The sequence below is a fragment of the Halobacillus massiliensis genome (genome assembly GCF_900166625.1).
GTDB classification, from domain to species: Bacteria; Bacillota; Bacilli; order Bacillales; family Halobacillaceae; genus Halobacillus_A; species Halobacillus_A massiliensis.
On sequence record NZ_LT800499.1, the window covers coordinates 2,104,532 to 2,118,854 of the forward strand.

Below are 14,323 nucleotides of genomic sequence, written 5' to 3' on the forward strand. Positions count from 1 at the left end.
TCCATGCATCGAAATGTTAAGTTAGTGAAAAAAGATATTCATAACCATATGAGCATATTTGTCTTTATTTTTGTACTTTTTATTATGGGTATGATTTTTGGAGCTATCATTGTTAATAGTATGAACTTTGTTCAAAAAGAAGATTTATTCTTTTATTTAAAACAGTTTTTTGAACAGATGACACTTTCTGAAGATACTTCACGTTCAAGTCTGTTAAAAGAAAGCATGTTTTACCATATAAAATATATGCTTTTGCTGTTTTTTCTTGGAATTTCGATAATTGGCATGCCGGTCATCACTGTCTTATTGTTTATAAAAGGCCTTGTTGTTGGATTCTCTGTCGGCTTTTTAGTTAATCAGATGGGCTGGTATGGACTGCTGCTTTCATCAGCATCCATCGCCCCTCAAAACATTCTAATTATACCGATCTACTTATTTGCCGGGGCTTTAGCACTTCTGTTTTCCTTAACATTGTGTAAACAGCTATTTATTAAGCGGGTTCACCAGCCAATCATGCAGGCATTTGCTAAATACAGTGCTCTGTTCGGCCTATTGACAGCTTGTCTAATGGTAGCATCGGTCATTGAAGTATTTATAGCCCAGCCGCTGCTTGATGCCGCTGTTACTTGGTTATTTAAATAAACATCTTTTTAATAATGATTATCATTAACATTTTATAATAATTATAATTTGACACTCCTTCTGTCACTGCTTATAATAAAATTGGTATTACGCGGGAGGGGCGATTGACATGGAACATCGCATTGAGCGAATAAAAAAACAACTGCATTCACAGAGCTATAAGCTGACTCCACAGCGGGAGGCGACAGTTCGCGTTCTCTTAGAAAATGAAGCTGATCATTTAAGTGCTGAAGATGTATACCTCCTCGTAAAAGAGAAAGCACCTGAAATTGGATTAGCGACCGTTTACCGAACACTTGAACTGCTCTCTGAATTAAAAGTTGTGGACAAAATTAATTTTGGTGACGGCGTTTCAAGGTATGACCTTCGTAAAGAAGGGGCCGAGCATTTTCACCATCATCTCGTCTGTATTGAGTGCGGATCCGTTGAGGAAATTGAGGAAGATCTGCTTGGAGATGTTGAGAAACTTATTGAAGGACAATGGGGATTTGAAGTAAAAGACCACCGCCTGACCTTTCACGGTATATGCCGTGTCTGTCAGAAAGCAGCGGTTTCCAATTCATCATCTTAATATTTACGTAATACCCGTGAGAGAATAAGTGTCTCACGGGTATTTTAATTTTAAAGGAGCCTTCTGATTTTTTAGAAAGCCCTTTAATCATTTCTATTTACAAAAATAATAAAATCGTGTAGTTTAATCTTGTATGAGCAAATAAAGTATATTTCATCGCAAAATAGGCATATCCTTTATAAATAAATGTTTTATGGAGGGCCTATGAATAAAAGTAATCATCAACTTAACGAATTGATTAAAGTGCTCATCATTTTTACGGTTTGTACGAGCTTATTCTATATGGCTTTGCGAGTCATTCACGATCAGCATGAAAGAAGCCATAGATACGATCCGCCAGGCGGGGCGGCAGTTAAGGTATCAACTTCTGTAGATCCTGAATGGACCGATAGATTATTCATATTCTTTCAGCTAGGAGAATAAAAGATGAAGTTTGCTTTAGAGGATTTCTTTCACTATCTGACAGTAGAGCGGGGGCTCTCATCAAATACTATCCAATCATATAAGCGAGACTTGACACAGTACCTTTTGTTTTTACACGAGTCAGAAAAAATTGAGGACTGGGAACACGTTTCCCGTGCTCATATTATGAAATACCTATATGTATTGAATGATAAAGGCCGTTCACCTGCAACAGTAGCAAGGCTTTTATCTTCTATACGGCTTTTTCACCAGTTTCTGATACGTGAAAAATTATCCAATCAGGACCCCAGCTTACATATAGAAACACCCAAAAAGGATCGCACCCTTCCAAAAGTTCTTTCTTCCGATGATGTCGAGAAATTATTAAGTCTTCCGGTAAAAGATGCGTTGAGTGCCAGAAATAAAGCCATGCTTGAGATCCTGTATGCCACAGGTCTTAGAGTAACAGAACTCATTTCTTTAAAAGTAAGCGACTTGCACTTAATGATGGGATTCGTCAGGTGTATGGGTAAAGGTTCAAAAGAACGGATCATTCCTTTAGGGGAAATGGCGAAAGAGGCGCTGGAAAAATATCTGGAAGGTCCGCGGGGCCAGCTCGTTAAGAATAAGCGGACAGAGCAGCTGTTTGTTAATCACCATGGTTCCCCGATATCCAGACAGGGATTCTGGAAAGTGTTGAAAGCGGTTGCCCTGGAGGCCGGTATTACTAAAGAAATAACGCCGCATACACTGCGTCACTCGTTCGCCACTCATTTACTGGAAAATGGGGCTGATTTAAGGGCCGTTCAGGAAATGTTAGGGCATGCAGATATTTCTACAACACAAATATACACACATGTGACAAAATCGCGTTTAAAAGATGTTTATCGCTCTTATCATCCAAGAGCGTAATTTCTTTTTTATTTTAAGTTGTCTGACATCCTACAACCTAGAATCAAGCGTAGTTTTATGCAGCTGGGGAAAAGTATTATTTAGGAGGTTATTAAAATGAATTCATTTAAAAGAGTGTTTTTAATAGTTATGGACTCTGTAGGTATAGGAGAAGCTCCGGATGCTGAAAAGTTTAATGATAAAGGTGCTAATACACTTGGCCATATCGCTGAGCATATGGGCGGTTTAAAAATGCCGCATATGGGATCGCTGGGCTTAAGCAACATCCGTCAAATCAAAGGAATTGAAGAAGTGAAAAAGCCTAAAGCACATTACACAACAATGGTAGAGGCTTCAAATGGTAAAGATACAATGACTGGACACTGGGAAATAATGGGTCTACACATTCCACAGCCGTTCCGGACATTTCCAGACGGCTTTCCTGATGAGCTATTAGACAAAATAAAGGAAAAGTCAGGACGCGGCATTGTAGGTAACAAACCTGCTTCGGGTACTGAGATTCTTGTGGAGCTTGGAGATCATCATATGAAAACGGGTGATTTAATTGTATATACTTCAGCAGACTCAGTGCTGCAAATTGCCGCTCATGAGGATATAGTTCCACTTGAGGAATTATATGAAATTTGTGAATATGCCCGTGAATTAACGAAAGATGAAAAATATATGGTAGGACGAATCATTGCCCGCCCATTTGTCGGCAATCCGGGAGCTTTTGAGAGAACATCCAACCGTCACGACTATGCGTTAAAACCGTTTGGACAAACAGTGATGAATTATTTGGAGGATTCTGGAAAAGATGTCATTGCATTAGGGAAAATCTCCGATATTTATGATGGGGAAGGCGTAACCGAAGCTATTCGGACAACAGACAACATGGACGGAATGGATCAACTTGTAGCTTCCATGGAGAAAGACTTTGAAGGAGTAAGCTTTTTAAATCTGGTTGACTTCGATGCAAAATTCGGTCATCGCCGTGATCCTCAAGGTTATGGGGACGCTCTGGAAGCTTATGATGCACGATTGCCGGAAGTGCTTGAAAAAATGACAGATGAAGACCTGCTGATTATTACAGCAGACCATGGGAACGATCCTATCCATCATGGGACAGACCACACGAGAGAACTTGTTCCTTTAATTGTTTACCATAATGGAATTGCGGAAGGAAAAGAACTCCCCCAACGTCTAACATTTGCTGATATTGGAGCAACTATTGCAGATAATTTCTCCGCACACATGCCAGAGCATGGCACAAGCTTTTTAAAGGATATAAAATAGGAGGCTGAGTATTATGAAAATGAACACAAAAGAAGCTGCTGCTTTTATTAGAGAAAATTTAACTACAACACCTGCTGTAGGATTGATTTTAGGCTCAGGTCTAGGGGTGCTTGCAGAAGAAATACAAAATCCTATTCAGATCAGCTATAAAGATATCCCGCATTTTCCTGAATCCACAGTGTCAGGTCATAAAGGTCAGCTTGTTATTGGAGAACTGGAAGGACGCCAGGTGATCGCAATGCAAGGGCGTTTCCATTATTATGAAGGCTATGATATGAAACAGGTGACATTCCCTGTTCGAGTTATGAAAGAACTGGGTGTGGAAACATTGTTTGTAACAAATGCAGCAGGCGGGATAAATGAGTCGTTCAATGCCGGTGACTTAATGGTCATTACAGATCATATCAACAATATGGGCGATAATCCTTTAATCGGTGCAAATGACGATGATTTAGGGCCGCGTTTTCCGGATATGTCAGAAGCTTATGATCGCCGTTTAATTGACCATGCGATGAAGAGTGCTGATCGTCTGGGCCTGAAGATTCAAAGAGGGGTATATATCGGAAACAAAGGACCTGTTTATGAAACAGGAGCCGAAGTTAGAATGTTAAGAACATGGGGTGGAGATGCTGTAGGGATGTCTACAGTCCCGGAAGTAACCGTGGCCAACCATGCCGGGATTCGAGTGCTTGGAATTTCTTGTATTTCCAATATGGCTGCCGGAATTCTAGATCAGCCCCTGACTCATGAGGAAGTTATCGAGACAACAGCCCACGTAAGAGAAGACTTTTTAAGTTTTGTCAAAGATCTGCTAAAAACTCTGCCGGCATAGGCTTGTAATAGGAGTGGAAACCAATGAGAATGTATGATGTTATTGTTAAAAAGAGAGATGGACATGAACTGACCAAAGAAGAAATTGAGTTCTTTGTAGAAGGATATACAAAGGGAGAAATCCCAGACTATCAGGCATCTGCTTTTACAATGGCCATTTACTTTCAGAGTATGACTGAAAAAGAAACGGCGATTTTAACTCAAGCTATGGTAGACTCTGGTGAAATTATTGATCTTTCAGGAATTGAAGGACATATTGTAGACAAGCATTCAACCGGAGGTGTAGGGGATAAAGTAACATTTATTGTCGGCCCGCTCGTTGCTTCAGCAGGCATACCTGTAGCCAAAATGTCAGGCCGCGGTCTAGGGCATACAGGGGGAACACTCGACAAGCTTGAAGCTGTCCCTGGATTGGAAATAGAAATGTCCAAAGAAGATTTTATTTATAATGTTAATAAACATAAGCTTGCCGTTGCAGGTCAGACAGGCAACCTTGCTCCAGCGGATAAGAAGCTCTATGCTCTAAGGGATGTAACAGGTACTGTTAATTCAATGCCCCTGATTGCAGGATCAATTATGAGTAAAAAATTAGCTTCAGGAGCAGACAGCATTGTTCTTGACGTGAAGACTGGCAGTGGAGCCTTTATGAAAACTCTTGAAGATTCAGAAGCGCTTGCTCGTGAAATGGTTAATATCGGGAATAACCTGGGAAGAAAAACAGTAGCCGTTATTAGCGATATGAATCAGCCGCTTGGTTTTGAAGTAGGTAACGCCAATGAAATTAAAGAAGCAGCTGAAATCTTACAAGGAAAAAAAGTAGAAGATTTAAGAAAACTCTCTTTGGAAATTGCCTCTCATATGACCGTACTTGCAGGAGCATTTGAAAGTTATGAAGAAGCTTATCACACATTGGAGCAGAATTTAGAGAATGGAAAAGCATTCAAAGCCTTCCGTACTTTTATTGAAGCACAGCACGGCGATGTGAGTGTCATTGATGATCTTTCCAAGCTGCCTGCAGCAAAGCATGTAATTGAAGTACTTGCAGAAGAGAATGGATACGTTACAGCAATAGACGCAGAATCCATTGGAGTAGCGGCGATGTATTTAGGTGCAGGTCGAGCAACGAAAGAAGATAGAATCAACCACGGAGTAGGCATTACTTTAAATAAGAAAATCGGCGATTCTGTAACTGTAGGTGAACCACTGGTTATCCTACACAGTGATAATAAAGACGCAGCTGACTCAGTAGAAAAAGTTAAAGAAGCTTATACCATTTCTTCTGAAAAAGTTGAAGCTCCTTCATTAATTCACAAAATCATTAAATAGTTTTTCCTTTTTTATAAGGATGAACAGATATTCTATTAGCTGAAAGAAAACTGCACTTGAAAAGTTCGTGCAGTTTTCTTTTTTTTTGGCTCTCCTATAAAAACTTCTTTGATCTCAGAAATATGAGAAACCTGTTCCGTATGTCGAATAAAGAGAAACGGACCTGGGGAAACGACTCGCTTTCCATGGGTGAACGCTGAGTTTCCTCGGGCTTTTAGCCCTCCGGGATCTCCCCCTGTTCTATCCTCCCCTAGGAGTCTCGCCCTTTCCCCCGGCCCTTCGCGTTTATTAGGAGTAACGGAACATTTAGTAAGAGAAAACTATTTTCTAGAGTAGTTACTGAAACTACTGCGTTCCGTTCATACCATCGCCGGTAAAGAGGCTGGGAAATGGCGAGACTCCTGCAGGGAGAAGAGCCAAGGTGAGATCCGCGAGTGTAACGAGCTAGCTCACCGGCTCCCCGCGGAAAGCGAGCTATTTCCCAGCCTCTTTTCTCCGTACTTGATAAACGGAACAGGTCTTTCTCTGAGAAGAATGAATATGAAGCAATAAAGAGACCCCTGCAGGGAGATAGAGCCATGGTGAGATCCGCGAGTGCGAGCTAGCTCACCGGCTCCCCGCGGAAAGCGAGCTATTTCCCAGCCGCTTTTCTCCGTAACTTGATAAACGGGACAGGTCTTTCTCTGAGAAGAAGCAATAAAGAGACTCCTGCAGGGAGATAGAGCCATGGTGAGATCCACGAGTGCAGCGAGCTAGCTCACCGGCTCCCCGTGGAAAGCGAGTTATTTCCCAGCCACTATTCTCTTATTACAGAAACGGAACAGGCTTTAAAATTTCGGAAAACCTTCAGCATGGACCTTAACCTCATAATACTAGAGAAAATAAAATCATTGAAAAACTGCATCCGATTAGGGATGCAGTTTTTTTTTACCTTCTGCATAGAAGTAACCGAACAGGGAAAAATAGGAACACTTAAAAAGCAGGAGGTAACATAATGAAACGACTACTAAACTTATTATTAATAACATGTATTGTTTTTACGCTCATTCCTACGACTTTAGTTCACGCTCAGGATACAAAAAAATCCCTGGCTTCGAACGCATCATCAGCTATTCTTATGGAAAAAAACAGTGGAATGACTCTTTTTGATAAAAATGCCAATAAAGAGCTTCCCCCGGCCAGTATGACAAAAATCATGACAATGCTGCTGATCATGGAAGCGTTAGAAAAAGGCAGATTACAACTTGACGATATGGTCCGTGTCAGTGAGCATGCGGCTTCTATGGGAGGATCACAGATTTTTCTTGAAGCAGGAGAAGAAATGGCTGTTGAAGATTTATTAAAAGGAATTGCTGTTGCCTCTGGAAATGATGCGAGTGTAGCTATGGCAGAACACCTTGCCGGAAGTGAAGAAGAATTTGTTGATCGTATGAATCAAAAGGTGAAGGATTTAGGGTTAAAGCACACAAATTTTAAAAACCCTACAGGGCTTCCTGCCGATGATCACTACAGTACCGCTCATGATATGGCCGTTATGGCTCGCGAACTGCTGCTGCATGATGGTATTACGAAATACACGAGTCTTTATGAAGATTATTTACGCAAAGGAACTGAAGATGAGTTCTGGTTAGTTAATACAAATAAATTACTTAAAACCTACCCGGGAATGGATGGGTTAAAAACAGGATTTACTCAGAAAGCGAAATACTGCTTAACTGCAAGTGCCAAAAAAGATGATTTGCATATGATAGCCGTCGTCATGGGAGCAGAGAAACCTAATGAGCGGAATCAAGCCGTTGCCAGTCTTCTTGATTATGGGTTTAGTCAGTATGAAGGTGTCAAACTTCATAGTAAAGACGATGTAATGAAGGTAAGAAAAAATATTAGAGGAACACCTATGGAACTTAAACTTGTTCCTGAAAAAGATGTTGTCGTACTAAAAAGAAAAAATGAAGAAAAGTCTAAATATGAAGCTAAAGTAACGGGAGTAAAAGACGCTGAACTTCCTATTAATAAGGGAGATCACTTAGGGTGGTTGACAGTTACTAAAGGAAATGAAGAAGTAACACGTGTGCGGCTTGAAGCCCAGGAACCCGTAAAACAGGCTTCTTTTATACAATTATGGGAACGCACGTTTAGAAATTTGACAGGTATTGAGAAGTTTTAGCGAATGACCACTAGTATTGTTAACGAGCAGGAAACATAGGGATTAAAGGCGAAAAGTCTAAGTGACTCTATTTAATAAGGAGGAGCTGTACTTGAGTCTTTCCGTAGAATTTATCACAAAAGAATCGATTTTACTCGTACGTCTGGAAGGCGAGCTTGATCATCACGAAGCAACCAACCTTCGTGAAGAATGGCAGGCTCAGCTGGCTCAGAACGAGGTCGATCATGTCATTGTTAATTTAGAAAAATTAAACTTTATGGACAGTTCAGGTTTAGGGGTAATGCTTGGAAGATATAAAGAGATCCAGGCGGCTGATGGAGAAATGATGATTTGTTCGGTTTCCCCTGATGTTAAGAGATTATTTGACCTTTCAGGGATGTTTAAAATTGTTCGGTTAGTTGATAATGAAGACTTTGCTCTGCAAATGCTGGGGGTGGCGTCATGAAAAACCATATGAGAATTGAATTTTCGAGCATAAGTCAGAATGAATCACTGGCCAGGCTAGCCGTCGCTTCCTTTATAAGCCCGCTGAATCCGTCTATGGATGAGCTGACTGATATTAAGACAGTCGTTTCTGAAGCTGTAACAAATGCCATCATTCACGGATACGAAGAAAATCCGGAAGAAAAAGTAATTTTGGAATGCTCCATTAACGATGATCAAATTGAAATCATTATTAAGGATAATGGTGTCGGGATAGAAGATATAGAAGAAGCACGAGAACCGCTCTATACCTCAAAACCTGATTGGGAGCGTTCAGGCATGGGCTTTACAATAATGGAAAACTTCATGGATCAGGTAGATGTAAAGTCTGCAAAAGATGAAGGTACCATTATTACTTTAGCAAAGCAGTTAACTTCAACAAAGGCTATTTATAATTAGGACGGGCGCCTATGAAGACAGATACTAAAGAAAAGCGCTTATCCGACGCAGAAGTCAGGGAACTTATTAAAAAGAGCCAGGCAGGCGATCAGGAAGCAAGGCATTTTCTTATTGAGAAAAATACCCGGCTTGTCTGGTCGGTAGTTCAGCGTTACTTAAGGCGAGGTTACGATCCAGATGATTTATATCAAATCGGCTGTATTGGACTATTAAAATCTGTCGACAAGTTTGACTTAAGCTTTGATGTCAAATTTTCCACTTATGCAGTTCCCATGATCATCGGTGAAATTCAAAGGTTCATCCGTGATGATGGCAGTGTAAAAGTAAGCCGGAGTCTTAAAGAAACTTACCATAAGATACGAGTGAAAAAAGAAGAGCTGTTAAAAGAATACGGACGTTCACCAACAATAAATGAACTGGCTGAGTCTCTTCAGCTAAGTAATGAAGAAATAATTCAGGCTGAGGAAGCTGGGCGGTCTCCTCAATCGATATATGAGACGGTTTACGAAAGTGAAGGAGACCCTATTACCCTTGTTGATCAAATAGCTGAAGAAGATTCCAGATGGTTTGAACATCTTTCCCTTCACGACGTGATCGAAACTCTCGAAAAAAGGGAAAAGCTGATTATTTATTTAAGATATTTTAAGGATAAAACACAGTCCGAAGTGGCCGAAAGGATTGGCATTTCTCAAGTACAGGTTTCCAGGCTTGAAAAGAAAATACTCGAACAAATGAAACACTTAATGAGTGATACGAGCTAAGAAAAAGCGGCGCAAAAAGCGCGGCTTTTTCTTTTTGTATGATTTTGTAAATGATCCACATACTAACTAAGAGATTCTTAAGCAGGAGGCGATTGTGGATAATGAGACCGGTTTATGTGCGCTTGAAGCAGTCGATTCGTATTCCTGTTCAAGAAATAATCCGTATAAAAGACATTGCCATGATTACCGGTGTGGATAAGGAAAAGTCTGTAATTGAAGATATGCCTATCCACAGGGTAACCGCTGAAGATCGAAATGTGATTGTAGTGGACAGTTTAACCATTATTGAACAGGTTATCAGCAGGTATCCTGATCACCAGCTGGAGATTATCGGACCCAATTATTGTGTCGTTCATCTGGAAAAAAACCGTAAAAAACCTACGCTTCTAATTGTATCAGGCATCTGGCTATTGTTATTTATAGGTGCAGCGATGGCTATTATGAATTTTCACTATGATGTCAGCATGGAATTGGTGCAGCAGAAACTGCATTTTATGCTGACAGGCGAGGAAGTAAAGCACCCTTTATGGATTCAAGTTCCTTATTCCATTGGACTTGGCCTTGGGATGATCTTATTTTTTAACCACTGGTTTCATAAGCGTTTTAATGATGAACCTAATCCAATGGAAATAGAAGTATTTAAGTACCAGGAAGACTTAGATCATTATGCAGCTATTCACGATAATAAGGTGGAGAAAAATGATAAGGATCATTGAAGCAGTCATTGGTTTAGCTTCTGGTTTAGCTGTCGGCACTGGTTTTGTTGCTTTTATTACTGTGCTTGGAATTGTACCGCGGCTAATGCAGCTAAGCCAGACTGTGTCCAAGATAATATGGTATGAGATTTCCATTATTCTGGGAGTCTTTGCAGGGATTTATTTATCGTTTGGCGACTATCCCCTTCATCTGACAATTCCTTTACTTATCATCTGGGGACTTTTTCACGGTGCTTTTGTAGGCATGCTAGCTGCAGCCTTAACCGAAGTTCTTAATGTCTTCCCCTTACTGTTTAAAAGAATAGGGATCGAAGGTTATTTATTTACTTTATTAATGGCATTATCTCTAGGTAAAATTGCAGGATCTCTTTTTCAGTGGGTTATTTTTGTTAAATAATGGAGGATTTGAACTATGAAAAAATTTAATGCAAAAGATTATAAGAAACAAAGCCAGACATATCAGCCGAAACCACCATATGTGTGGAACTGTATAAAAGCTTTTATTATTGGTGGTCTTATTTGTACCTTTGGTGAACTTCTCACTCAAATGTATATACACTGGTTTAACTTTAGTGAAGAAAATGCAGGAAACCCTACAGTAGCGACATTGATCCTGCTCGCGGCTCTGGCTACAGGCTTTGGTGTATACGATAAACTGGGACAGTTTGCAGGAGCAGGTTCTGCCGTTCCTGTCACTGGTTTTGCGAATTCCATTACTGCAGCAGCCCTCGAACACAAAAGTGAAGGACTTGTTCTCGGAGTGGCAACCAACCTTTTTAAAGTAGCAGGATCTGTAATTGTGTTTGGCGTTGTAGCGGCTTATGTACTTGGAATTATCCGTTTCGCATTTAGTGCAATATTTTAGAGGAAGTGACAACTATGGGAAAAACAGGAAAACAAACGTGGACATTTACAAAGCCCGTCTATATCCAGTCCACTGGTACCGCAGTTGGCCCACTCGAAGGAGAAGGGCCGCTTAAAGATTCGTTTGATAAAGTCTACGATACATTACATTGTGATGAAGACAACTGGGAACTCGCCGAGCGAAGGCTGATGACTGACGCTGTTCATACGTGCCTGCAAAAATCAGGTGTTGATAAAAGTAATATCGACTTATTTCTAGCGGGAGACCTGCTTAATCAGAATGTTACCGGAAACTATGTAGCCCGCCAACTGGGCATACCGTTGCTTGGGATGTTCGGCGCCTGTTCTACTTCAATGGAAACTTTAGCTACAGCTTCAGCTCTTATTGAAAGTGGATATTCAAAGCAGGCTATTGCAGCAGTAAGCTCTCATAATGCTACGGCCGAGCGGCAATTCCGCTACCCGACAGAATATGGAGGTCAGAAACCGAAGACCGCGACATATACAGTGACTGGAAGTGGAGCAGCTCTCATTTCAACAAATCCATCTCCTATTAGAATTGAAGCAGCTACCATTGGAAAAGTTATGGATTACGGTATTACCGATCCCTTTGATATGGGATCCGCTATGGCCCCGGCTGCCTGGGATACGATCAAAATTCACCTTCAGGATATGGGAAGAGTACCATCAGATTACGATATCATCGCAACAGGAGACCTTTCCGGAGTTGGTACACCTATTGTAAGAGATATGCTGAAGAGTGACGGGTTTAATGTAAATGAAGTTCATGAAGATTGCGGACTGCTGATATACCACAGCGACCAGCCTGTATTCAGCGGCGGCAGCGGTTGTGCCTGTTCGGCAGTAGTTACTTATGGAAAACTTTTAGAAGACTTAAAGCAGGGAGTTTATAATCGAATTCTTGTCGTCGCTACTGGGGCTTTAATGAGTCCAATGATGCTGCAGCAGAAAGAATCGATTCCAGGAATTGCTCACGGGGTTGTGTTTACAAGGGAGGAGGTCACGTCATGACATTTTTATGGGCTTTTCTCGTAGGAGGGGGAATATGTGTCGTCGGTCAATTGCTTCTAGACGTAGCAAAACTGACTCCCGCTCATGTAATGACATCTTTCGTAGTCCTTGGGGCTTTACTCGATGCCTTCGATTTATATGATAATTTAATTGAATTTGCCGGCGGCGGAGCGACTGTGCCCATTACAAGTTTTGGCCATAATTTGCTGCACGGAGCGATGGAACAGGCGGAGGAGCACGGAATTATTGGTGTGGCCGTCGGTATGTTTGAGCTGACCTCTGCCGGCATCGCTTCTGCAATATTATTTGGTTTCATAATCGCGGTAATCTTTAAGCCAAAAGGTTAATAGATGGATTATGGCAAAGGAAGGAGGCGGAGATATGGCGGAAGAGAAGATACCTATCGTAATGAAAATGGAACAAAATATGAAGATCATGAAAGATCGTCTTGGAATTGGAAAGTCCTTTGATGCGGGTGTCCGCACGCTCAGGATTTTAGATAAAGAAGTCAACATTTTTTATATAAATGGGCTATGTGAAACTCCGGTTATTGTTGAATTAATGAGACAGCTTTTTGAACTTAATGAAGGAGTTAAAGATAAAAAATCTGCATTTCAGCTTATCCATAACAGTCTGGCTCATCAGCAGGTTGAAAAAGTAGATAACATTGAGAAATGTGTCACACAGGTGCTTTCAGGACTAATCGCAATATTAGTAGACGGCTCAACAGAAGCATTCATTGTTGATGTCAGGTCATATCCTGGACGAACACCGGAAGAGCCGGATACTGAAAAAGTTGTCCGTGGATCACGTGATGGATATACGGAGAACATTATAGAAAATACGGCGTTGACCCGCAGAAGAATCCGTGATGAAAGACTAAGAAATGAACTGATTCAAATCGGAAAAAGATCACATACTGATATATGCATATCTTATATTGAAGACGTGGCAGACCCGGGCATGGTCAGGAGAATTAAGAAAGAACTTAAAAAAATTAATATCGACGGACTGGCCATGGCAGATAAAACGGTCGAGGAATTTATTGTGCAGCAGGGAGCAAATCCTTTTCCGCTCGTTCGTTATACAGAGCGGCCGGATGTCGCTTCCGCCCACCTACTTGAAGGACATGTCCTTGTCATGGTGGATACGTCTCCAAGTATGATCATTACTCCAACGACATATTTTCATCATGTCCAGCATGCAGAAGAGTTCAGACAGTCACCTGCCGTAGGTTCATTTGTAAGGTGGGTAAGGTTTTTTGGATTGTTTGCTTCTGTATTTCTCCTGCCGTTTTGGATGCTTTTCGTCCTGCAGCCTGACCTTTTACCGGATTCCCTCGCCTTTATAGGACCAAACGAGGAAAGCACTTTGCCTATAATCGCCCAGCTGTTAATTGCTGACTTAGGAATTGAGATGCTGAGAATCGCTGCCATACACACTCCAACCCCCCTTTCCACAGCCATGGGGCTAATTGCTGCCGTGCTAATTGGGGAAATTGCTATTAATGTTGGTCTTTTTGTGCCAGAAGTTATTTTATATGTAGCTGTCAGTGCCATTGGTTCATATGCAACACCTAGCTATGAACTTGCAATCGCCAATAAAATGAGCCGGATTGTAATTTTAATATTCAGCGCAATTTTTGGTGTGAAAGGCTTCATTATTGCTGCTACATTGTATGTTTTGTTCTTAGCAAGAACGAAGTCATTTAACACTCCTTATCTTTGGCCATTAATCCCATTCAACGGAAAAGCCTTTTTACAGATACTGATTAGAATGTCAATTCCGATTGGGAAAATCCGTCCTAGCATCGTGCACCCGCAAAATAATCACAGGCAGAGATAAGATGATTGCCCGCTGCGGGTTGTTGTGATAAATTAAAGATAATTTTAAAAAATGTTCCTTTTAAAAGGAGCATTTTTGTTTATTAGAAGGGGAGAAA

17 protein-coding genes are annotated in these 14,323 nt (G+C 41.0%); all 17 read left to right on the plus strand.

Features of this window, described 5'->3' with window-relative positions:
* Positions 1-3: 3 nt before the first annotated feature.
* The 17 genes from spoIIM (at position 4) to B7E06_RS10540 (ending at position 14,226) form a co-directional block, all read left to right on the plus strand.
* Positions 4-642: a stage II sporulation protein M gene (spoIIM, locus tag B7E06_RS10460; RefSeq protein ID WP_082233929.1), complete on the plus strand. Its 639-nt coding sequence runs from the start codon at positions 4-6 to the stop codon at positions 640-642.
* Positions 643-751: 109 nt separating this feature from the next.
* Positions 752-1,213, plus strand: a complete 462-nt coding sequence (gene fur / locus B7E06_RS10465; protein WP_082233930.1) for a ferric iron uptake transcriptional regulator — start codon at positions 752-754, stop codon at positions 1,211-1,213.
* A 204-nt stretch (positions 1,214-1,417) separates the two neighbouring features.
* Positions 1,418-1,636 (plus strand): DUF4227 family protein, encoded by a 219-nt coding sequence (locus B7E06_RS10470; protein WP_082233931.1) that lies wholly within the window; start codon positions 1,418-1,420, stop codon positions 1,634-1,636.
* 3 nt (positions 1,637-1,639) lie between these two features.
* Complete coding sequence (xerD, locus tag B7E06_RS10475; protein WP_082233932.1) at positions 1,640-2,527, plus strand: site-specific tyrosine recombinase XerD; 888 nt, start codon at positions 1,640-1,642, stop codon at positions 2,525-2,527.
* A gap of 96 nt (positions 2,528-2,623) precedes the next feature.
* Positions 2,624-3,802: a phosphopentomutase gene (gene deoB / locus B7E06_RS10480; protein WP_082233933.1), complete on the plus strand. Its 1,179-nt coding sequence runs from the start codon at positions 2,624-2,626 to the stop codon at positions 3,800-3,802.
* A gap of 19 nt (positions 3,803-3,821) precedes the next feature.
* On the plus strand, positions 3,822-4,634 hold the full coding sequence (locus B7E06_RS10485; protein ID WP_082235976.1) for a purine-nucleoside phosphorylase: 813 nt from the start codon (positions 3,822-3,824) through the stop codon (positions 4,632-4,634).
* A 23-nt stretch (positions 4,635-4,657) separates the two neighbouring features.
* Entirely contained in the window at positions 4,658-5,959 is a 1,302-nt protein-coding gene (locus tag B7E06_RS10490) for a pyrimidine-nucleoside phosphorylase (protein ID WP_082233934.1), read from the plus strand.
* Between the two features lie 994 nt (positions 5,960-6,953).
* On the plus strand, positions 6,954-8,126 hold the full coding sequence (locus B7E06_RS10495) for a D-alanyl-D-alanine carboxypeptidase family protein (RefSeq protein WP_082233935.1): 1,173 nt from the start codon (positions 6,954-6,956) through the stop codon (positions 8,124-8,126).
* Between the two features lie 91 nt (positions 8,127-8,217).
* Positions 8,218-8,571: an anti-sigma F factor antagonist gene (spoIIAA, locus tag B7E06_RS10500; protein ID WP_082233936.1), complete on the plus strand. Its 354-nt coding sequence runs from the start codon at positions 8,218-8,220 to the stop codon at positions 8,569-8,571.
* Entirely contained in the window at positions 8,568-9,008 is a 441-nt protein-coding gene (gene spoIIAB, locus B7E06_RS10505) for an anti-sigma F factor (protein WP_082233937.1), read from the plus strand. The genes spoIIAA and spoIIAB overlap by 4 nt, the downstream gene beginning before the upstream one ends.
* Before the next feature lie 11 nt (positions 9,009-9,019).
* On the plus strand, positions 9,020-9,769 hold the full coding sequence (gene sigF, locus B7E06_RS10510; RefSeq protein WP_082233938.1) for an RNA polymerase sporulation sigma factor SigF: 750 nt from the start codon (positions 9,020-9,022) through the stop codon (positions 9,767-9,769).
* 101 nt (positions 9,770-9,870) lie between these two features.
* Positions 9,871-10,485, plus strand: coding sequence for a stage V sporulation protein AA (locus tag B7E06_RS10515; RefSeq protein WP_082233939.1), 615 nt, complete (start codon positions 9,871-9,873; stop codon positions 10,483-10,485).
* Positions 10,469-10,882: a stage V sporulation protein AB gene (locus tag B7E06_RS10520; protein ID WP_281249067.1), complete on the plus strand. Its 414-nt coding sequence runs from the start codon at positions 10,469-10,471 to the stop codon at positions 10,880-10,882. The genes B7E06_RS10515 and B7E06_RS10520 overlap by 17 nt, the downstream gene beginning before the upstream one ends.
* 15 nt (positions 10,883-10,897) lie before the next feature.
* Positions 10,898-11,350: a stage V sporulation protein AC gene (gene spoVAC / locus B7E06_RS10525; RefSeq protein ID WP_082233940.1), complete on the plus strand. Its 453-nt coding sequence runs from the start codon at positions 10,898-10,900 to the stop codon at positions 11,348-11,350.
* A 14-nt stretch (positions 11,351-11,364) separates the two neighbouring features.
* Positions 11,365-12,381 (plus strand): stage V sporulation protein AD, encoded by a 1,017-nt coding sequence (gene spoVAD / locus B7E06_RS10530; protein WP_082233941.1) that lies wholly within the window; start codon positions 11,365-11,367, stop codon positions 12,379-12,381.
* Positions 12,378-12,728 (plus strand): stage V sporulation protein AE, encoded by a 351-nt coding sequence (gene spoVAE / locus B7E06_RS10535; RefSeq protein WP_082233942.1) that lies wholly within the window; start codon positions 12,378-12,380, stop codon positions 12,726-12,728. The genes spoVAD and spoVAE overlap by 4 nt, the downstream gene beginning before the upstream one ends.
* A gap of 34 nt (positions 12,729-12,762) precedes the next feature.
* Positions 12,763-14,226 carry a spore germination protein gene (locus B7E06_RS10540; RefSeq protein WP_082233943.1) on the plus strand — a complete coding sequence of 488 codons (1,464 nt, stop codon included), beginning with the start codon at positions 12,763-12,765 and terminating at the stop codon, positions 14,224-14,226.
* Positions 14,227-14,323: the final 97 nt, after the last annotated feature.